The organism is Bifidobacterium pluvialisilvae, from assembly GCF_019331695.1.
Taxonomy (GTDB): Bacteria; Actinomycetota; Actinomycetes; order Actinomycetales; family Bifidobacteriaceae; genus Galliscardovia; species Galliscardovia pluvialisilvae.
Genome location: NZ_JAHBBI010000001.1, coordinates 42,116 through 61,163, shown reverse-complemented (window position 1 = coordinate 61,163; position 19,048 = coordinate 42,116). Strand labels below are relative to the sequence as shown.

General features: G+C 64.7%; 13 protein-coding genes and 1 riboswitch. Of the genes, 3 read left to right on the top strand and 10 right to left on the bottom strand.

The genetic code is table 11. The features are described from left to right. The first annotated feature begins 112 nt into the window (after positions 1-112). The gene (locus KIH77_RS00260) at positions 113-2,440 is read left to right on the top strand and encodes a hypothetical protein (protein WP_219099023.1); all 2,328 of its coding nucleotides are present in this window, start codon (positions 113-115) and stop codon (positions 2,438-2,440) included. A 58-nt stretch (positions 2,441-2,498) separates the two neighbouring features. Here KIH77_RS00260 and ppgK read toward each other — a convergent pair whose 3' ends face one another. From ppgK to KIH77_RS00215, 9 genes are all read right to left on the bottom strand, one after another. Further along, the gene (gene ppgK, locus KIH77_RS00255) at positions 2,499-3,263 is read right to left on the bottom strand and encodes a polyphosphate--glucose phosphotransferase (RefSeq protein ID WP_219099021.1); all 765 of its coding nucleotides are present in this window, start codon (positions 3,261-3,263) and stop codon (positions 2,499-2,501) included. Positions 3,264-3,381: 118 nt separating this feature from the next. Beyond that, positions 3,382-4,593: an MFS transporter gene (locus KIH77_RS00250; protein ID WP_219099019.1), complete on the bottom strand. Its 1,212-nt coding sequence runs from the start codon at positions 4,591-4,593 to the stop codon at positions 3,382-3,384. 77 nt (positions 4,594-4,670) lie between these two features. Beyond that, positions 4,671-6,122 carry a triose-phosphate isomerase gene (gene tpiA / locus KIH77_RS00245; RefSeq protein WP_219099017.1) on the bottom strand — a complete coding sequence of 484 codons (1,452 nt, stop codon included), beginning with the start codon at positions 6,120-6,122 and terminating at the stop codon, positions 4,671-4,673. Positions 6,123-6,160: 38 nt separating this feature from the next. Next, positions 6,161-6,817, bottom strand: a complete 657-nt coding sequence (locus KIH77_RS00240; RefSeq protein WP_219099015.1) for a histidine phosphatase family protein — start codon at positions 6,815-6,817, stop codon at positions 6,161-6,163. 185 nt (positions 6,818-7,002) lie between these two features. Further along, positions 7,003-8,043, bottom strand: a complete 1,041-nt coding sequence (locus tag KIH77_RS00235) for a class II fructose-bisphosphate aldolase (protein ID WP_219099013.1) — start codon at positions 8,041-8,043, stop codon at positions 7,003-7,005. 335 nt (positions 8,044-8,378) lie between these two features. Continuing rightward, a complete protein-coding gene (locus KIH77_RS00230) occupies positions 8,379-9,866 on the bottom strand; it encodes an MDR family MFS transporter (protein ID WP_236024346.1) in 1,488 nt (495 codons plus the stop codon). 126 nt (positions 9,867-9,992) lie between these two features. Beyond that, on the bottom strand, positions 9,993-10,439 hold the full coding sequence (locus KIH77_RS00225; RefSeq protein ID WP_219099011.1) for a MarR family winged helix-turn-helix transcriptional regulator: 447 nt from the start codon (positions 10,437-10,439) through the stop codon (positions 9,993-9,995). A 102-nt stretch (positions 10,440-10,541) separates the two neighbouring features. Beyond that, positions 10,542-11,732, bottom strand: a complete 1,191-nt coding sequence (locus tag KIH77_RS00220; protein WP_219099009.1) for a pyridoxal phosphate-dependent aminotransferase — start codon at positions 11,730-11,732, stop codon at positions 10,542-10,544. A 19-nt stretch (positions 11,733-11,751) separates the two neighbouring features. Then, on the bottom strand, positions 11,752-12,765 hold the full coding sequence (locus KIH77_RS00215) for a glycosyltransferase family 2 protein (protein WP_219099007.1): 1,014 nt from the start codon (positions 12,763-12,765) through the stop codon (positions 11,752-11,754). Positions 12,766-12,932: 167 nt separating this feature from the next. Then, positions 12,933-13,077, top strand: a riboswitch (FMN riboswitch). Positions 13,078-13,083: 6 nt separating this feature from the next. Here KIH77_RS00215 and KIH77_RS00210 point away from each other — a divergent pair. Together KIH77_RS00210 and KIH77_RS10585 are read left to right on the top strand one after the other, a co-directional pair. Beyond that, the gene (locus KIH77_RS00210) at positions 13,084-13,659 is read left to right on the top strand and encodes an ECF transporter S component (RefSeq protein ID WP_219099005.1); all 576 of its coding nucleotides are present in this window, start codon (positions 13,084-13,086) and stop codon (positions 13,657-13,659) included. Positions 13,660-13,794: 135 nt separating this feature from the next. Beyond that, positions 13,795-16,176 carry an energy-coupling factor transporter ATPase gene (locus KIH77_RS10585; protein ID WP_219099003.1) on the top strand — a complete coding sequence of 794 codons (2,382 nt, stop codon included), beginning with the start codon at positions 13,795-13,797 and terminating at the stop codon, positions 16,174-16,176. Between the two features lie 145 nt (positions 16,177-16,321). Here KIH77_RS10585 and KIH77_RS00200 read toward each other — a convergent pair whose 3' ends face one another. Further along, positions 16,322-18,910, bottom strand: coding sequence for an ATP-dependent Clp protease ATP-binding subunit (locus tag KIH77_RS00200; protein ID WP_219099001.1), 2,589 nt, complete (start codon positions 18,908-18,910; stop codon positions 16,322-16,324). Positions 18,911-19,048 lie beyond the last annotated feature (138 nt).

Here is a 19,048-nt window from a genome sequence, read left to right as displayed (position 1 = left end):
CCATGACGACGCCAAGGAGAGGATGAAGTAGACATACCGCCCATTGTCACAATCAACGACGACATGACCGCATGATTCATGCCAACAGAGAAACGCTTTTACAATGAGGTACGTGAACGACCGACCCGCCCCCATGAAATTCGACGCCCGTGAATTCGCCGCGCATCATCGTTTCGGATGCGCGGCGGCGGCGATCATCCTGATTCTCGAGATTATCGTATGCAATCTTCCGTTCTGGACGACCATCGCATCGCCCCAGCCGATCACCGCGCCGCATATGACGCTGGGCAGCGGGCTGTCGCTGAGCGGCGCCGGCGTGCTGCGCGTCGACGACCCGACCGAGGCGTACATCGATGTGAGCGGCGTGGACGCCCCGGTGCGCTACGTCCACTATGTCTCGGGGTATTCGACGAACCAGGACGCCGCGTTCCATGACGACCGGCATCCGTTCGACTGGACGCTGCATGTGCGCATGGATGTGCTGCCGTCCGGCAGCGGCACGTGGCGGACCGGCGAGACGGACGCGTTCCACCGCGGCGTGGACGCCAGCACGTATCTGCGCAACCGCGCGGCCGACGGCGACGTCGACACGGTGCGCATCTGGATTCAGGAGACGGTGGGGTCGCAGTTCGCGTTCAACACGCTGATCGTCAACGCGCATCCGCCGTTCCGCATCAGTGTGGCGCGCGTGGCCGCCATGGTCGCCGTCGCGCTGGTCATCGGGCTGCTCCGGCCGCGTTCCCGGCTGTACGCCATCGCGGTCAACACGCACAGCATGAGGCAGCGTCTGGCGTTCGCGGCGATCATCGTGCCGTTCGCCGTCATGTTCGTGTTCACGTTGGCGACGGCGTCATGGTCCGCGCCACGGGAGTTCTCCCATGAGCCGTATTCGTACACCTACGACTTCAACCAGTACGCGCAGATGGCGGACTCGCTGCTGCACGGACGGCCATGGCTCGACCTGCCCGTGCCGCATCAGCTGGCCGAGGCGGCGAACCCCTATGACGTGGCCACACGCGACCGTCTGCTCGGCCAGGGCGTGGGCAGCATCTACTGGGACCATGTGTTCTTCGAAGGGCATTGGTACTCGTATTTCGGCGTGGTGCCGTCCGTGGTGCTGTTCCTGCCGTATCAGGCCATCACATCATTGTGGACGGAGGGTGGCCTGTGGCTGCCCACATCGGTGGCGACGAGCATATTCCTGTTCGGGTTCCTCGTGTTCAGCCTGCTGCTGGTGGTGCGCATGATCGACCGGTTCTTCCCGAAGACCAGCGTAGGCGTGGCGGTCCTGGTGCTGGCCGCCTTCATGTGCGGATCGAACGGATGGTTCCTGTGGCTGCGCCCGATGTTCTATGAGCTTGCGCCCTCCGCCGCGCTGATGTTCACCGCCCTCGGGCTGTGGCTGTGGCTGAGCGCGCGCCGCGTGCCGTTGGATGACGGTCCGCATGACGGCGACGGCCGGCGACGATGGCGCACGTGGACGGTCGACGACGTGCCGTTGGAGGCCCGGGTCAGCGCCGATCTGGTGCGGATATCGCTGCCGCGGGTGGCTGCGGGATCGCTGTGCATCGCGCTGACGCTGGGGTGCCGGGCCACGTTCATCTTCTCCGCCCTGCTGTTCCTGCCGATCTTCGCCGATGAGATCCGTTCGGGCAGGATGCTGCGCATCGTCGGCATCCTGCTGCCGAGGCGATGGCGGCTGGGATCGTGGCGCGAGGGCGGCGCCGTATGGCGGTCGTGGCGCGCCGACCTCGCCGCGCTGCTGCCGGCGTTCATCGTGTTCGCCCTGCTGATGGCCTACAATTTCTGGCGCTTCGGTTCCTGGCTGGACTTCGGCAACAACTATCAGCTCACCGTGACCGACCTGACGCGCTACCGGGAGCCGCTCGCCGTGCTGCCGCAGATTCTCGGATACTACCTGTTCGAGCCGCCGCGGTTCATCGCCACGTTCCCATGGATCGACGTGCCGTACATGCCCGTGCACCCATGGCAGTATACGGAGCGCATGATCTGCGGGTTCCTGTGGTTCGCCCCGGTGTGCCTGCTGGCGTTCGCCCTGCCGCGGGTGCGGCGTCGTCTCGGCATGCACCGCCTGTGGGGGCTGGTGTGCACATTGCTCGGCCTGGGCGTGTTCGAGCTGGTGTTCGTGAGCTACAAGGGCGGCATGGACTGGCGGTACGTGAGCGATTTCGGATGGTTGTTCGCATTGGGCTCGGCGATGATGATCCCCGCGGTGTTCGAATGGGCCGGCTCGCACGCGTTCGTGTTCTCGACCGGTCGCGCAAGGCTCGCGCGGCTGGCGGTGATCGTGGTGGTGGCGCTGGTGTTCGCCACGATGGTCATGACGGTCGCCGGTACGTTCGTCCCCAGCAAGATCGGACCGCTGATGCGAACGAACCCCACGGCGTATTACACCGTGAGGTCCTGGTTCGTATGGTGACGGAGTCTCGGGCGGCGCGTCCGCGGTCTCATGGCCGACGGGCCGCCGCGGCGAGGGCTCAGCGCTTCATCTGCGTGCTGGCGAAGTAGGCGGCGCCCACGATGCCGGCGGCGTTGAGCAGCGTGGCCGGTACCATCGGGGTGTCGATCTCGATATAGGGGAAGAACTTCTCATGCTTCTTGCTCACGCCGCCGCCGACGACGAAGATATCGGGGCTGAAGTAGTGTTCGAGCAGGCGGTAGTACTTGGTGAGCCTGCCGCCCCACTTCTTCCACGAAAGCTCCTTGCGCGAGCGGGCGGAATCGGCCGCATATTTCTCGGCGTCCTTGCCGTCGAGAATGAGGTGGCCGAGTTCGGTGTTGGGCACGAGCGTGCCGTTCATGATGAGCGCGGTGCCGATGCCGGTGCCGAGCGTGGTGGCGATGACGAGGCCCTTGTTGCCCTTGGCGGCGCCGTACTGCGCCTCGGCGAGTCCGGCGGCATCGGCGTCGTTGACCACGTGCACTTCGCGGCCGGTCTTCTCGGTGAGCAGCCGGTTGATGTCCACGCCCACCCACGACTGGTCGAGGTTGGCCATGAAGCTCAGCGGGCGGCCGGGCTTGACGGGCGCGGGGAACGCGACGCCGATGGGCGTGCCGTCCTCGACCTCGTAGTGGTCGAGGATCTCCTTGACGACTGCGGCGACGGCGTCGGGGGTGGATTCCTCCGGAGTGGGGATGCGCAGGCGTTCCGCGGCGAACCTGCCCTCATTGAGGTCCACTGGCGCGCCTTTGATGCCGGAGCCGCCGATGTCGATGCCGAAGGCCTGTGCGGATTCAATCATGGTATTCCTCCTCGGTGTGGATGTCGGCGCCGGCCGATCGCGGCGCCCGGACGCCGTCGTGGCGGGCGCTCCGTTTCATTCAACACTACCGCGTTTTTCCCTCGTGTTCGGCAACGATTCACCGTTTCGCGGTCCTGCGAGCGTGCACACGGCGCAGATTCTCGTGCATGGCCACCATGAGCACGAGGATTACGCCCAGATAGACGGGGAACAGGCCGATGGAGACGTGGTTGGCGATGAGACCGAACAGCGGCGGTGCGGAAAGGCTGCCGAGGTAGGCGGTGGCCATCTGCATGCCGATGACGGCCTGCGACCGGTCCGCTCCGAAGTACGTGGGCGTGGAGTGAATCATGCACGGATAGGTGGGCGCGCAGCCAAGACCGATGACGATGAGACCGATGAGCGGCGTCATGGTGCCGCCGACCGGAAGCGCCGACACGACGATGCCGGCGGCGATGAGCGCCTGCCCGATGCGGATCATGGTCGGGTCGTCGAACCGCATGGTCAGGAAGCCGCTGACGGCACGGCCGGCGGTGATGCCCAGATAGAACAGGCTCGCCCAGGCCGCGGCCCGGTCGGCGTCCACGCCGCGGTCGAGCACCATGTAGCTCGCCGCCCACAGCCCCGCGGTCAGTTCGAGGCCGCAGTAGCAGAAGAACATGATGAGGATGGATTTGGCACCGGGGATGGCGAGCACGCCGAGGATTCCGAGAGGCTTGCGGTCCGGGGTCCGCCCGGCCTCGGATTCGACGTCCCCGCCCTCGTCGTCGGACCTCCCGCCGACACGGCTCCTCCACAGGGGGAGGCTGAGCACGATCAGCGCGGTCAGCGCGATCTGCAGGACGGCGATCCACCGGTAGCCATTGTTCCAGCCGAAGCCGCCGGTCAGCGCGAATCCCATGATGTACGGGCCGGCGGTGGCGCCGACGCCCCACATGCAGTGCAGCCAGCTCATGTGGCGGCTGGCGTAGTGCAGGGCCACGTAGTTGTTGAGCGCCGCGTCCACGCCTCCGGCGCCGAGGCCGTAGGGAATCGCCCACAGGCACAGCATCCAGAACTGCGACGAGAACGAGAAGCCTCCGAGCGAGACGGCCGTCATGGCCACGCTGATCGCGGTGATCCTGCCGGCGCCCAGCTTCAGGGTGAGCCGGTCGCTCATCAACGACGACACGATGGTGCCGGCGCTGATGATCATGGAGACGATGCCCGCATACGAGACCGGCACGTCGAACTGGCGGTACATGACCGGCCATGCCGATCCGAGCACGGCGTCGGGCAGGCCAAGACTGACGAACGCCACGTAGATGACGGCAAGCAGCAGATTACCCATGAAAAAACGTTCCTTCCTCCGTCGAATCATCATATGTACGTCTGTACATATGATGATGACACGAGGATTAGACCGTTCTACAACCCTCCCCGTCCGTTCTTCCACGGACTGTGGAGCTTGCGGTCGATGCCGCGCGCACGCCACAGACGGTTCTTGGTGTCGACGTCGCTGAGCAGGTATCCGGCCACGAACGGCTTGCGGAACTGGTCGAACTCCAGCCCCGTGTCCATCTCGTAATAGGCACGCATGCAGGCCACGTTGGCGAACTCCTCCGCGAGCAGCTCGCCGCGTCTGTCGGCGCTGAGCGAATCGTCGCATTCGATGAGCCATTGCCGAATGGAGAACATGCCGCGAATACGCCGCTCGTCGATGAGCTTCATCATCGATTCGATGATGCGCAGGCGATTCGCCCAGATCATGTCACGCAGCACGTCGGCGTCGAATCCGACGACGCCGCTGCCGGACGCGTCCGCCGCGTCCTCAAGCTCGATGGCGGCCTGCTCCTCCAACCACTGGAATCCCACCGTGCGGTAGGCGGCCAGCGCCAGCGCGGCGCGCCATCCGATGGTGTCGGCGTGGCCCTGCGCCACCTTGGTGGCCGTCATCCGGTGCGGCGCCTCCAGCGTGGAGTCGGCGAACTCCTCCACGGTACGTCTGCCCGGACGGTAGATGGTGTGCGCGCTGCGGCGCAGCCGTACCACGCTCGCCTCCGCGGCACGATGGCAGATATCGGCGAACTTGGCCGGATCAAGGCTCGCGCCACCCACCAGGAAACCATCGACGCCGTAGCGACGGATGATTTCGGCCGCGTTGCCGGGATTGACCGACCCGCCGTAGAGGATGCGCACCCTGGACGCGACGTCGGAGCCGAACGTGGCGTTGATGAAGTCACGGATGTCGGCGAGCGCGGATTCGATGACGGTCGGGTCCGGCGCCTTGCCGGTGCCGATGCTCCATACGGGTTCGTAGGCCACGATGACGCGGCTTACGTCGTCGCAGGAAAGCAGGCGCAGGGCGGAGACGAGCTGGTTGAGGGCGTAGTCGATGCCGATGCCGTCCTCGCGTCCGAGCTTGGTCTCGCCGATGCAGACGATGGGGGTCATGCCGCTGTCGAGGACGACGCGCATCTTCTGGTCGATCTTCTCGTCGTCTTCTGGGTGGTAGCGCCGCTGCTCGGAATGGCCGAGCAGCACATACCGGCAGTCTAGCGCTGCGAGCATCTGGGCGCTGATGTCGCCGGTGTAGGCGCCGGCGTCGAGCTCGCTCACGTTCTGAGCGCCGAAGAACAGCTGCGGTTCGAGAGTGGTGGCACGGGCCATGTCCCGGATGGCCAGCAGGCTGGTGAACGAGGGCAGCACCCCGATCTCGACGCGGTTGACCATGACGTCGGAATCCTCCATGCGGTGCTGCCATTCGGTGTTGGATGCGGCGTACTCGAGCAGCCACTGCCGCGCCTGCACATGGTCGAGGTTCATCTTCCAGTTGCCGATGACGAGGGGACGGCGTGGTACGGTTTCGTTGTACTTCATGACGGTTCCTTACTTGCGTCGCACCGCTGCCCGGCGGCTCACGCGCCCCAGTGTTCGATGACGGGCTGCCCCTTGTGGTCGCCGAGCACGACGTAGCGGGCCGTGCCGAGTTCGAACTTGCGGCCTTCGGCCGGGGGCAGGCCCACCCAGGCCATGGCCACGAGCCGCAGGATGTGGGAGTGGGCCACGAGCAGCACATCCTCGCCGGCGTAGACGTCGTCGCGAATGCCCTCGACCACGCGGGTGGCGCGGGCGAAGGCCTCGTCCAGGGTCTCGCCGTCGGTCAGGTGCACCTTCACCTTCTCGCCGTCGGGCAGCGTCTCCACGCGTTCCTCGCCGAGTGACGCCGGCACGACCTGAGGGCCGTCGAGCCAGAGGTTCCAGGCATGGCCGAGCGCTTCGCCGATCTGGCCGCGGGTGCGTCCCTCGGCGCGGCCGTAGTCCCATTCCATGAGGTCGTCGCAGGGCGTGGCGTCGAAGCCGGCGAGGCGCGCGGTCTCGCTGGCGCGCTTGAGCGGCGAGCATAGGATTCTGGAGAAGGCCCCGGGGTGGGCGGCGCGCACACGCGCGCCGGCTTCCTTGGCCTGCTGTTCGCCGATTTCGGTCAAGGGCACGTCCGTTCGTCCGGTGTGCTGGCCGGATACGGCCCAGTAGGTCTGGCCGTGACGAAGAAGATAGACGTTTCCTGGTTTCATGCTGTTTTGCGCTTTCTGTACCACTGTGTACTGGTTGTTGCTTCATTGCCGTTGCGTGCCGGGCGCGGTCCGGCGACGTGCGTCGCGTCGCGTCCGGCACCGCCGTCCATCCACGGAATCCTCTCCGGGGAAGACGGAGGAATATGGGGACCGCCATCATTCGGCGGCGATGAGTCGTCGTCGGGTCAGGCGACCACGGGATCGAGCACCGACTTGTAGCCGACGGCGTCGGCATGTCCGGCGCTGCCGAGCAGTTCGGCCACCTGGGCGACCTTCGCGGCCATGGTCTTGCGGCCCGCCGCGTTCCACTTGCGCGGGTCGAAGAACTTCTTGCCTTCGCGGTGCGAACGCTGCTTGCCGTCGGCGGCCACGAGGAACGCGTCGATGCCGTTGGTGAACTCGTACTGGGTGTCGGTGTCGACGTTCATCTTGACGACGCCGTCCTTGACGGCCGCGCGCACGTCCTCGTCGGAGGAGCCGGAGCCGCCGTGGAACACGTACATGTTGCGCACGCCGGTCTTCTCGGCGATCTCGGCGAGCAGCTCGGGTTTGAGGTCGGGGATGACGGCGGTGCCGTGCGCGTTGCCGAAGGCGACGGCGAGCAGGTAGTCGTCCTCGTCGAGGCCGGCGTCGGCGAACGTCTTCTGGATCACGGCCACGTCCTCGGGCGTGGAGTAGACGGCCTGGTCGGCGACGCCGTCCTCCATGCCGCCCCACTTGCCGCCGGCCTCGACCTCGAGCACGCCGTCGACGGCCTGCACGAGCGGCAGCAGTTCCTTGATGGTGGCGGCGTTGTCGTGAATCTCGTCATGGGAGCCGTCGAACATGAACGAGTCGAAGATCTTCTCCTCGCCGGCGTCCTTGAGCTTCTTGAGCTCGACGAGCAGCGGCTTGAGCCAGGTGTCCACATAGTCGGCGTGGCAGTGGTCGGTGTGCAGCATGATCGGCACGTGATGGAGCTTGCGCAAATCGCGCATGAGGCGGCCGATGATGATGGAGCCGTCGACCGGGTCTCCGGAGGGGCTGGCCTGCTTGGCCGCGCCGATGCTCACCTGCACGAATCCGGCGCTGTTCGCCTGTTCGAGCCCCTGCATGGCGGCGATGGCCGTGTCGAGGTTGCTGATGTTGATGGCCGGATAGGCGTATCCCCCGTCATGCGCCACGTCAAGCAGCCGCTTGACTTCCGTGGAGGTCATCACAAAGGCGTTCGAATTCGTCTTGCTCATATCGTCCCCTTTTGGAACATTCAGTGTGCGGCGGGGCGTCCGTTTGCCCCGTCCACAATCCATGGTCGCACTTCCCGTGTTCAATTTTCAAGCACCGCGCCATGCAATCAGTGGCAACGTGCGGGAGGCGCGCAAAGGTCACATAATCAGCACGCGAGAACACACAAAAACGTTCACCACGGTCGGTTTGAACGGTGCAAAGCGACACCAGACATCACAAAAGCGCACGACACGCGAACAGGAATGAATTTCCATGTTCGGTGTCGTGCGCCATGGCAAGAAAACGCACATCAAAACGCAACATTCGTCAGTTGCGTTCCACCGGCGACCGACGATCAGACGCGACGTTCACGGGCGACGGCCGGCTTGGCGGCCGGCTTGATGTCGCGCACCTCGACGTCCGGCACCTTCTCGGCACGGGTCAGACCGCTGAGCGACGTGATGCGCAATGCCGCCACGAAGCCCACGACGGCCAATGCCACGGCGAACGCGAAGCCGAAGCGGGAACCGGTGACGAACGCCTGCGCATGACCGGCACCCGCACGCACGGCGGAGGACTGGCCGGCGCCGAGCAGCACGGTGGCCACGGCGGTGGCGATGGCGCCCCACACCTGCTGCATCGTGTTGAGGATGGTGCTTCCGTCGGTCGCGAGCTGCGGCGGCAGGGCGGCAAGGGCCGTGGACTGGGCGGGGCTCATGGTGAGCGGCACGCCGATCATGAGCACCACGTGCGCGGCGATGATGTAGGGCACGGAACTGGTGGTGCCGGCGGCCATGAGCAGACCCAGGCCGATGACGGAGACGACGAGGCCGGAACGCACGAGGACCTTCGGTCCGATGACGTCGTACAGCCGGCCGGACAGCAGCGACACCAGGGCGTTGACGATGCCGCCGGGCAGCATGACGAGACCGGCCATGGCGGCGGGGATGCCCATGCCGTCCTGAATCTCCTGCGGCATGAGGTACATGGCGCACAGGGTGATGCCGAAGTTCATCATGACCACGATGGCGCCGGTGGTGAACTGCGGGATGGCGAAGGCGCGCAGATTGATGACCGGCACATCCATCCTCAGCTGGCGGCGGCCGTAGAGCGCCACGGCAACGACACCGACCACGAGGATGGCCACAACCACCGGGGAGAGGCCGAACTCGCTGATGAGGCTCACGCCGAACACGAGGCCGCCGAAGCCGACGACGGAGGTCACGCAGCTGAACGCGTCGATGCGCGGGCGCGTGATCTCATACGGGTTCACCATGAACGCGAACGTGCACAGCAGGGCCACGGCGGCCACGATGGCGAAGAAATGGAAGATCCAACGCCAGCTGAGCATGCCGATGAAGAAGCCTGAGAGGGTGGGGCCGACGGCGGGCGCGAACATGATGATCAGCGTGGTCAGGCCCATGGCGGCGCCGATCCTGTTCTTGGGGAACACCTCAAGCAGCACGGAGAACATCATCGGCAGCACCAGACCGGTGGAGATGCCCTGAATCATACGGCCGGCAAGCAGCAGCGCGAACGTGGGCGCGAAGCCCGACATCAGCGAGCCTACGAGGAACGCGCCCAACGCCACGACCAGCAGCGTCCTGGCGCGGAACCACTTCAGCAGGAGGCCCACGAACGGCAGCACCACGCCGATCACGAGCATGTAGCCGACGACCAGCCACTGCGCGGTGCCGGCGGATACGCCGAACGCCTCCATGAGGCTGGGCAGTGCGATGTTCATCGACGTCTCGCTGAGCATCCCCAGGAACGCGCCCAGGTACAGTCCGAGCATCACCAGCGTGGGATGCTTCACGTCCACACGGGCTTTCATGCGACTCATATCATCATGCCGTGTTTCGGCCATAATCCGTTCTTTCCTTCCGATTTCGCCGCGTTCCCGGGCATGGCTGCGCCCACGCATGGAGACATGTCCACGCGCGGCGACCATCCGGGGGAATCTAAGCGGCTAGCGTCCGCAGGCCTTGACGACCGCGGCCTTCACAGCGTCGATGGTGGCGATCATGGCGTTGATGTCCTCCACGCTCACGGTTGCCATGAGCTCGGTCTCGATGCGCTGGCGCACGCCGACGATGTACCGGCGCACGCATTCCTCCCCCGCCGGCGTGGCCCGAACAAGCACCACGCGTCGGTCGACGGGGTCGGACGTCTTTTCGAGCAGGCCGAGACCGGTCATCTCACGCACGGCCCGGGTGACGTTCGGCATGCGCATGTCGAGCGCGTCGGCGATGTCAGATACACGAACGCATCCGTCGTCACCGCGCGAACGGCTGAGCGCGTCGAGCACGCGCAGATGCACCGGCCGGACGCCCTTGGGCAGTTCGGGGACCAGCGTGCGTACGGAGCCGGCCTCATCCATGGCGTGAAGAATCCTGTCAAGCAGGTTGATATCCATGCCATCCACCATATACGACGTATTTATTTATATAAGATATTTATATAAGATAACTATCTGCGATATATAGTTTACGACGGCATTGGACCATACGACACGCCGTTATTCGCCGAGCATCTCACCAACGGCGGCGAGCACGGCACGCATCCCCGACTCGAACACGGCCGGTTCCGGCAGCAGCGATACGGCCAGATATCCGTTGGAGGTCATGTCGAAGAAGAACCCCGGCTGGGCGGTGGCCCGATGACGTCGAATCAGCGACAGCACCAGTTCGGTCTCGTCGATGCTGGACGGGAACCGCAGCAGCACGTTCCAGCCGCCTTCGGCGCGCAGCACGCTCGTCACGCCCGACGGGTCGGCGGCAAGCAGCTCATGCAGACGGGCCAAGTTGCCACGCGTGCGCTCACGTACGCGGGCGGTCTGTCCGGCCGCCGCGTCGAGCAGCGCGGGGATGCGCTCGGCGATGATATCGCTCATCGGCAGGAAGTCGTCGGCGATCACGTCAAGTCGGGCCTGGGCCTCGGCCACGTCGTTCTCCGGACCGGAAACCTCTATCCATCCGACCTTGGCGTGCGGCGCGGCAAGCATCTTCGAGAACCCGTCGAGCGCGAACGTGAGCGCGCCCGCCTCCCCCGCGATCCGCGCGTTGCCGTCAAACGGCTCCAGATCGTAACCGAAGAACACCTCGTCGGCGATGATGGCCACGTCGTGCTCGCGGCACAGCTCCACCAACCGACGCCGTTCCCCGGGCTTCACATACGAGCCGGTCGGATTGTTCGGGTTGATAAGCACCATGGCACGGATGCGCGTGCCCTCATCGGAGTCGAGGATCTCCTCGATGCGCGGCAGGTCGAAGAACCATGAGCCATCGAACAGCAGCGAGTATTCGATGGCCTCCACGTTCTCCAGACGGGCGATGGATTCGATGAGCGGATAACCGGGTTTCGGCGCGAGCACGGCGTCGCCGGCATCGCACAGCAGCTTCATCAGCCACGAATACGCCTCCGACGTGGAGCTGAGCAGATACAGCCGCTCCGGGTCGACGGCACGAGTAACGCCGCCCTCGGCCCCACCAGCCGCAAGGAACCCGGCGAGCGCCCGACGCGCGGCGAGCGGCCCCCGTGGGTTCGCCTCGTACACATCCGGCACCAACGCCGGGGCCAGACCATGCCGGGTGGGGTTGGAGTCGTTGAGTTTCGCCAATGCGATGCCGTCGCGCCGGCATCGCGCCTCCGCAGCCGAGATCGCGTTCGGCCGGGACACATCCACGCGTGAGGAAAAATGCACAGCCATACATCTGCACCGTACCGTCTTATTTCAGCGGAGGCATGGGCTGCCAGTCGGGGTCGTGGAGAAGCTTGTGGGAATCCCACCATCCGCGGAAAATCTGCCTGATACCACTGCCGAGGTTCTTTCTGTCCACGGCCACGAGACGGATAATCTCCTTGGCGATGGTCGCGATGGTGCCGACGCCGAACCAGAAACCCCGGTAGTCACCGTGCGCCATGAAGTAGCGGGCCATATATCCACGGTTGCGCAAGATATGGTAGCGATTCATGTCGGATGTGGAGTTGAGCTGTCGCAGTCCGGCGATGTCCCAGTTGCCGATTTCGCGCGTACGGCGCATAACACGGTCGGGGATGACGATGGGGTTGGTGACCTTGCTGGCCAGATAGCCGTACATGGTGTCGTCCCAGTAGATGAAGAACCGTGGATCGGGGAAGCCGATCTTCTCCACGATGTTGCGTCGGATCAGCCCGCCTTCGAAGCACATGGTGTTCATCACACGGTAGCCGGCGGGACCGAAGGCCGCCGGGGCGATGGGATTGGGGATGCCCAGCGGCACGATGAAATGGTACTGCCAGTAGAACGGCCCGCCATCGTAGTCATATCGACTGCCTTGAATCACGTCATGGTCAGGCATCCACTTGGCAAGCTTTTCCAGCCCGTCGGGTTCGATGGCCACATCGTCGTCCATCACCCAGAACCATTCCGCACCGAGCTCATACGCCTTTTTCACGCCGGCAGAGAACCCGCCGGCACCGCCGAGATTGCCGGTCTGCGGCGCATAGACCACACGGTCGAGGTTGCCGTCGGTGTCGGCGATGGTCTTACCCCACTGGGCGGTCACCTTGTCGGAGAACTCCCCCACCATCGTCTTCGTCTTGTCGGAATGCTCGTTGTCCACGATCACGATACGCCATGGTGCGACGGTCGATGCGAGAAAGGACGCGAACAGCGTCTTCAACAGTTCCTGACGTTTGTACGTCACCACGACGATGGCGAGCTTGCTTGTTACGGTTTTCACGTTGTTCTCCGCAGTCATGCGTCCTATTGTGGCACCTGCCGCCGAAAAACCGCGAAAAGGTCACATGGAACATGTGTGGAAGGGGGCGCGACAATAACCGGCCATACAATCCACATATAGCGATATGACGTTGTCTACGGCGAAAACCCGCGGTTCGCGGGCATCCGCCGTGGTACAGTCAAAAACGCAAGTTTCAGGGCAGGGTGCAATTCCCTACTGGCGGTGATGGCATACGGCGATTCGCGCCGGCCACAGCCCGCGACCCGCGAAGGCGGCTGATCCGGTGGGATTCCGGAGCCAACGGTATAGTCCGGATGAAAGAAACGAGGGGCTCTCATGAGCATTTCTTCATCTTCCGCATCGTCCTCCCATGCCACCGGCGTCGCCGATTCCGGCCGCTGGTCCACCAGACGCATCGCCGTCTACGCGCTGTTCGTCGCGTTGACCATGGTGACGAGCTTCATCGAACTGCCGATCTTCCCGGCGGCCCCGTGGCTCAAGTACGATCCGTCCGGCATCGTCTGCCTGATCGCCGGCTTCGCCTTCGGCCCGTCCGCCGCCGCTATCGTCAGCGTGCTGGGCTTCGCGCCGCATCTGTTCGGCGATCCGTGGGGCACGCTGATGGCCATCGGCGTGGCGTTGGCGCTGAGCGTGCCGGCCTCGCTGGTGTACAAGCGCTGGCGTTCGCGCACGGGCGCCGTGGCCGGCATCCTGCTGGGCGCCGTGATCGCGCTGGCCGTGGCCATCGGCGGGAACCTGGTGATCACGCCGATCTACGCGCATATGACGGTCGCGCAGGTGGCGGCCATGATCGTGCCGATTCTGCTGCCGTTCAACCTGCTGAAGTTCGCCATTCATGGCGTGGTGACGTTCGCCGTCTACAAGCCCATCACCAATCTGCTGCGCAGATAGCATACATTCCAGCGATTCGTCTGGACGTGCATTCGTCGGAACATTCCGGTTATCCGGATGTTCCGACGATTTTGTATATGAGATATTGAAATATGAAATACATGAGATCGATATGAGAAAGGTCCCGGTCCTCCCGTGAATCCCGTGAATGACCGCTCCCCCGTCGTCGTGCTCGACGACGTCCGCTTCAGTTATGACGATGGCGTCTCATGGGCGGTGGATGGCGTGAATCTCACAATCCATGACGGCGAACGCATCGCCATCGTCGGGGCCAACGGCTCGGGCAAGTCGACGCTGGGACGCGTCATCGCCGCGTTGGCGGCACCGGATTCGGGAATCGTGTCCCTGTTCGGCGACATCGTATTCGACGGAACGCCCCACACCGACCGGTATCGCAAGGCCCGTCATGACATCGGCGCGGTTTTCCAGAATCCGGAGGATCAGATCGTCACGACGGTCGTCGACGATGACGTGGCGTTCGGTCCGGAGAACCTTGGCGTGGCGCATGCCCGCATCGGCGAACGCGTCGGCTCGGCACTGCGGCAGGTCGGCATGGATGACCATGCCGCTGCCGATCCGACGCGCATGTCCGGCGGCCAGCAGCAGCGAGTGGCCATCGCCGGCATGCTGGCCATGCGACCGCGCATGCTGGTGTTGGACGAGCCCACGGCGATGCTTGACGAGTCGGGGCGCGCGGAGGTCATGCGCGTATTGGATGACTTGCATGTGCAGGGTACGACCATCGTGCATATCACGCATTCAGCCGTCGAGGCCGTCGCCGCGGACAGGGTGATCGTGATGCGCGACGGACGAATCGTGGAGGATGCCCGCTCGTCCTCCGTCGCTCCTCCTTCCCCTGGCTCCCCCTGGGCGAGGGAGCTGTCCGACGGACGACGGACTGAAGGGGTCGAACCGCCCAACAGCGCAGCCGCCGACCTGGAATCTTCTCCGGGGACGAGACCGCGCAGCCGAGGCGGCTCCCCCATCATCACGATGTCGCATGTCTCGTTCGCGTATGATCGCAGCCATCCGGTATTGCGAGACGTGGACCTCACGGTGGACGCCGGCGAGACCATCGCCATCATGGGACGCAACGGCGGTGGAAAATCCACGCTCACGCGACTGCTCTGCGCGTTGGAGACGCCGTCCGGGGGAAGCATCACCGTGGACGGCATCGATGTGGCCCGGAACGCACATGGGAAATCCAAGCCGCTGCGCAAACGCGACCGACGCCGGCTGCGCGGCACCGTCGGTTATGTGATGCAGCATCCCGAACGGCAGCTGTTCGCACAGACCGTGGCCGAGGATGTGGCGTACGGGCCAAGGAACCTCGGTCTTTCCGGCGACAAGCTTGATGAACGTGTACAGCAGACGCTCGATGACCTGCATATCGGGCATCTTGCCGAACGTTCGCCGTTCGGCCTCTCTGGCGGGCAGCAGCGTATGGTGGCGATCGCCGGCATTCTGGCCTGCCGGCCGAAGATTCTCATCATGGATGAGCCAACCAGCAGTCTTGATGTGGATGCGGCGGCCCGCATCCATCGTCTGCTCGCCGATCTGAAGACGCAAGGCGTGACGGTGCTGATCGTCACGCATGACGAGGCAGAGGCAGGATTGGCCGACCGTGTGGTCGAACTGCGGGACGGCAGAATTATGGGGCATGATGACCCCGGCTTCCCCCGGCCGGGACAATCATCTGATGAACGTCGAACCGAGAAAGCCGAATCACATTACGACGGCAACCGAAAGCACCACAGATCTTTCGTCGCACGACTCGATCCGAGGGTGAAGATGGTGCTGACACTGGTGCTGATGTTCACGGCGTTCGCCATCGGCACGCCGGCGCAACTGGGGGTCGCCGCGGCCACGGTGGCCGTCATCATGGCCGCCGCCCGGATGAACCCTGTCGCCGTACTGCATTCGGTGCGGCTGTTCCTGGCGTTGTTCGTCATCATGAGCGCATTGAACGTCTTCTTCGTGCGTACGGGCACGCCACTGGCGCATCTCGGGCCGGTCCCCATCACCGATGACGGCGTGTGGACGGCGGTCGTCTATGCCGGCCGGCTGGCGCTGGTGGTGATGCTGGGAGCCATCCTGCTGCTGACGACCACGCCGACGAGACTGACCGACGCATTCGAGGCGTTGCTTCGGCCGTTGCATCGGTTTGGTGTGCACACTGGCGAAATCGCGTTGGTCATGAGTCTGGCGCTACGGTTCATTCCCACACTCACCGGCGAGACTCAGGCCATCATCGAAGCGCAGTCGGCGCGTGGCGGCAGCATCGAATCAGGTTCACCGTTGCAGCGTTTCCGGGCGCTGGTGGCCATCATCGTACCGGTGTTCGCCGGGGCGTTGCGCCATGCCGACAATCTTGGACTGGCACTTGACGCCCGCTGCTATGAGGGCGGTGCGGACCGCACACACTACCGGATGCTGCGGCTTTCGTGGCGGGACGGCGTCTTCGCCGTGTTCTGCGCCCTGTATCTTGCGGCGTTGTTCATGGTGCCGCTGATATGACTTTGCCCCGCTGGCGGGGGCTGTCTGCCGTAAGGCAGACTGGGGGTGGCTGGAACGCTATTACCGGTATCCAGCCACCCCCAGTCATGCATACGCATGACAGCCCCCGCGGGCGGGGGCGGATTTCATCTCGTCTGCGGAGACCCTACTCCTGGGCCGGGGCGGAATCATCGCCGTCGGCGGTGGTAGCGGCCACCGGTTCCGGCTTGGCCGTCTCATCGGCCTTGTCGGCGGCGGCATCGTCCTTGGCCGGCTCGGCGTCGAGAATCGGCTTGCCGGTGAACGTGAACTCGCCCAGCAGGCCTTCGCCCTGGGAATCCACTTCCACGGCCTCGTTGTCGCCGAGTTCGCCGAGCAGGATCTTCTCGGAGATGGCATCCTCGATGTCGCGCTGGATGACGCGGCGAAGCGGACGTGCGCCGAGCAGCGGGTCGAAGCCCTTCTCGGCGAGCAGGTCCTTGGCCTTGTCGGTCAGCTCGATGGACATGTGGCGCTCGAACAGACGGTCGTTGAGGCGCTTGATGTCGAGGTCGACGATCTGGCGCACCTGCGGCTCGGTGAGCTGGCGGAACACGATGATGTCGTCCAGTCGATTGAGGAACTCGGGACGGAACTGCTGCTTGAGCTCGGAGCTCACCTGGTCCTTCATGCGCTGGTAGCTGGTCTCGGTGTTGCCGCCCACATTGAAGCCGGTGTTGGCGGCCTTGGCGATGTCACGGGTGCCGAGGTTGGTGGTCAGGATGATGATGGTGTTCTTGAAGTCCACCTTGCGTCCCTGGCCGTCGGTCAGATGGCCGTCATCCAGCACCTGCAGCAGCGTGTTGAAGATGTCGGGGTGGGCCTTCTCGATCTCATCGAACAGCACCACGGAGAACGGCTTGCGACGCACCTTCTCGGTGAGTTCGCCGCCCTCCTCGTAGCCGACGTACCCCGGGGGCGCTCCGAAGAGTCGCGAGGCGGCGTACTTCTCGGAGAACTCGGACATGTCGACGCGGATGAGCGCGTCCTCGTCGTCGAACAGGAACTCGGCGAGCGTCTTGGCCAGCTCGGTCTTACCCACGCCGGTGGGGCCGGCGAAGATGAACGAGCCCGCGGGACGCTTCGGGTCCTTGAGGCCCACACGGGCGCGGCGGATCGAGCGGGACAGCGCGGTGACCGCGTCGTCCTGGCCGATGATGCGCTTGTGCAGCTCCTTCTCCATGTTGAGCAGCTTCTTGGACTCGGCCTGCGTGAGCTTGAACACGGGGATGCCGGTGGTGGAGGAGATCACCTGGGCGATCACGTCCTCGTCCACGGTCATCGACACGTCGGACTCGCCTTCGCGCCAGGCCTTCTCCTTGTCCTTGCGCTCGGACTCCAGCTTCTCCTGACGGTCGCGCAGCTCGGCGGCCTTCTCGAAGTCCTGGTCCTTGATGGCCTTGTCCTTCTCGGCGCTGACCTTCGCCACCTTGGCGTCGATCTCCTTGAGCTCGGGCGGCGCGGTCAGGCGCTTGATGCGCAGGCGGGCGCCGGCCTCGTCGATCAGGTCGATGGCCTTGTCGGGCAGGTGGCGGTCCTGGATGTAGCGTGCGGACAGCTCGGCGGCCGCCTGCAGCGCGCCGTCGGTGATGGTCACGTGGTGGTGGTTCTCGTACCGCTCGCGCAGGCCCTTGAGGATCTCGATGGTCTCGGCGATCGTCGGCTCATGCACCTGGATGGGCTGGAAGCGGCGTTCGAGCGCCGCGTCCTTCTCGATGTACTTGCGGTACTCCTCGGTGGTGGTGGCGCCGATGGTCTGGAGCTCGCCACGGGCCAGCATCGGCTTGAGCATGTCGGAGGCGCCGAGCGCGCCGTCCGCCGAGCCCGCGCCGACGATGGTGTGGATCTCGTCGATGAACAGCACGATGTCGCCGCGGGTCTTGATCTCCTTGAGCACCTTCTTGAGACGTTCCTCGAAATCGCCGCGGTAGCGGGACCCGGCCACCATGGAGCCCAGATCCAGGGAGTAGATCTGCTTGCCCTTGAGCGTCTCGGGCACGTCGCCGACGTTGATCTTCTGCGCGAGGCCCTCGACGACGGCGGTCTTGCCGACGCCGGGTTCGCCGATGAGCACCGGGTTGTTCTTGGTGCGGCGGGAGAGCACGACCATGACGCGCTCGATCTCGCCGGAACGGCCGATGACCGGGTCGAGCTTGCCTTCGGCCGCCTCGGCGGTCAGGTTGCGTCCGAACTGGTCGAGGATGGCGGAGCCGGTCTGGCTGTTCTTGTTCTGCACGCCGCCGGCGTTGGCGAGGTCGCCCTTGCCGTCGGATGCGTCATGGTTGCCGCGGATGAGGTCGATGGTGGCGGTGCGCAGCTCGCCCAGGTCGACGTCCATCTTGATGAGCACCTGCGTGCCGACGCCCTCGCCCTCGCGGATCAGGCCGAGCAGGATGTGCTCGGTGCCGATGTAGCTGTGGCCCAGCTGCAACGCCTCGCGCAGGCTGAGCTCCAACACCTGCTTGGCGTGAGGAGTGAACGGTATGTGTCCGTTCGGAGCGGCGTTGCCTTTGCCGATCATCTCTTCGACCTGCTTGCGGGTGGCATCGAGCTCGACTCCCTTGGAGGCGAGCGCCTTGGCGGCGTTGCCCTCGCCCTCTCGAATCAGACCGAGCAGCAGGTGTTCCGTACCGATGTAGTTATGCTGAAGCGCCCTTGCCTCTTCCTGAGCAAGTACGATGACGCGTCGCGCACGGTCGGTGAACCGTTCGAACATGCTTGTCCTCCCTAATAAAACTCTGTATCACTCTACCGATTCGCTGTGACGAACATTCCTCCCCGCCCGCATATTGCGCTGTGAACGGAAATTGAGATGCGCCACATTCCTCATCCGTTTTCCGTCCTCGGTCGGCTA

Excerpts from the sequence above, each read along its gene's own strand:
- ppgK (WP_219099021.1), bottom strand. The coding sequence starts at position 3,263 with ATGATTGAATCCGCACAGGCCTTCGGCATCGACATCGGCGGCTCCGGC.
- KIH77_RS00250 (WP_219099019.1), bottom strand. The coding sequence starts at position 4,593 with ATGGGTAATCTGCTGCTTGCCGTCATCTACGTGGCGTTCGTCAGTCTT.
- tpiA (WP_219099017.1), bottom strand. The coding sequence starts at position 6,122 with ATGAAGTACAACGAAACCGTACCACGCCGTCCCCTCGTCATCGGCAAC.
- KIH77_RS00240 (WP_219099015.1), bottom strand. The coding sequence starts at position 6,817 with ATGAAACCAGGAAACGTCTATCTTCTTCGTCACGGCCAGACCTACTGG.
- KIH77_RS00235 (WP_219099013.1), bottom strand. The coding sequence starts at position 8,043 with ATGAGCAAGACGAATTCGAACGCCTTTGTGATGACCTCCACGGAAGTC.
- KIH77_RS00230 (WP_236024346.1), bottom strand. The coding sequence starts at position 9,866 with ATGAGTCGCATGAAAGCCCGTGTGGACGTGAAGCATCCCACGCTGGTG.
- KIH77_RS00225 (WP_219099011.1), bottom strand. The coding sequence starts at position 10,439 with ATGGATATCAACCTGCTTGACAGGATTCTTCACGCCATGGATGAGGCC.
- KIH77_RS00220 (WP_219099009.1), bottom strand. The coding sequence starts at position 11,732 with ATGGCTGTGCATTTTTCCTCACGCGTGGATGTGTCCCGGCCGAACGCG.
- KIH77_RS00215 (WP_219099007.1), bottom strand. The coding sequence starts at position 12,765 with ATGACTGCGGAGAACAACGTGAAAACCGTAACAAGCAAGCTCGCCATC.
- KIH77_RS00210 (WP_219099005.1), top strand. The coding sequence starts at position 13,084 with ATGAGCATTTCTTCATCTTCCGCATCGTCCTCCCATGCCACCGGCGTC.
- KIH77_RS00200 (WP_219099001.1), bottom strand. The coding sequence starts at position 18,910 with ATGTTCGAACGGTTCACCGACCGTGCGCGACGCGTCATCGTACTTGCT.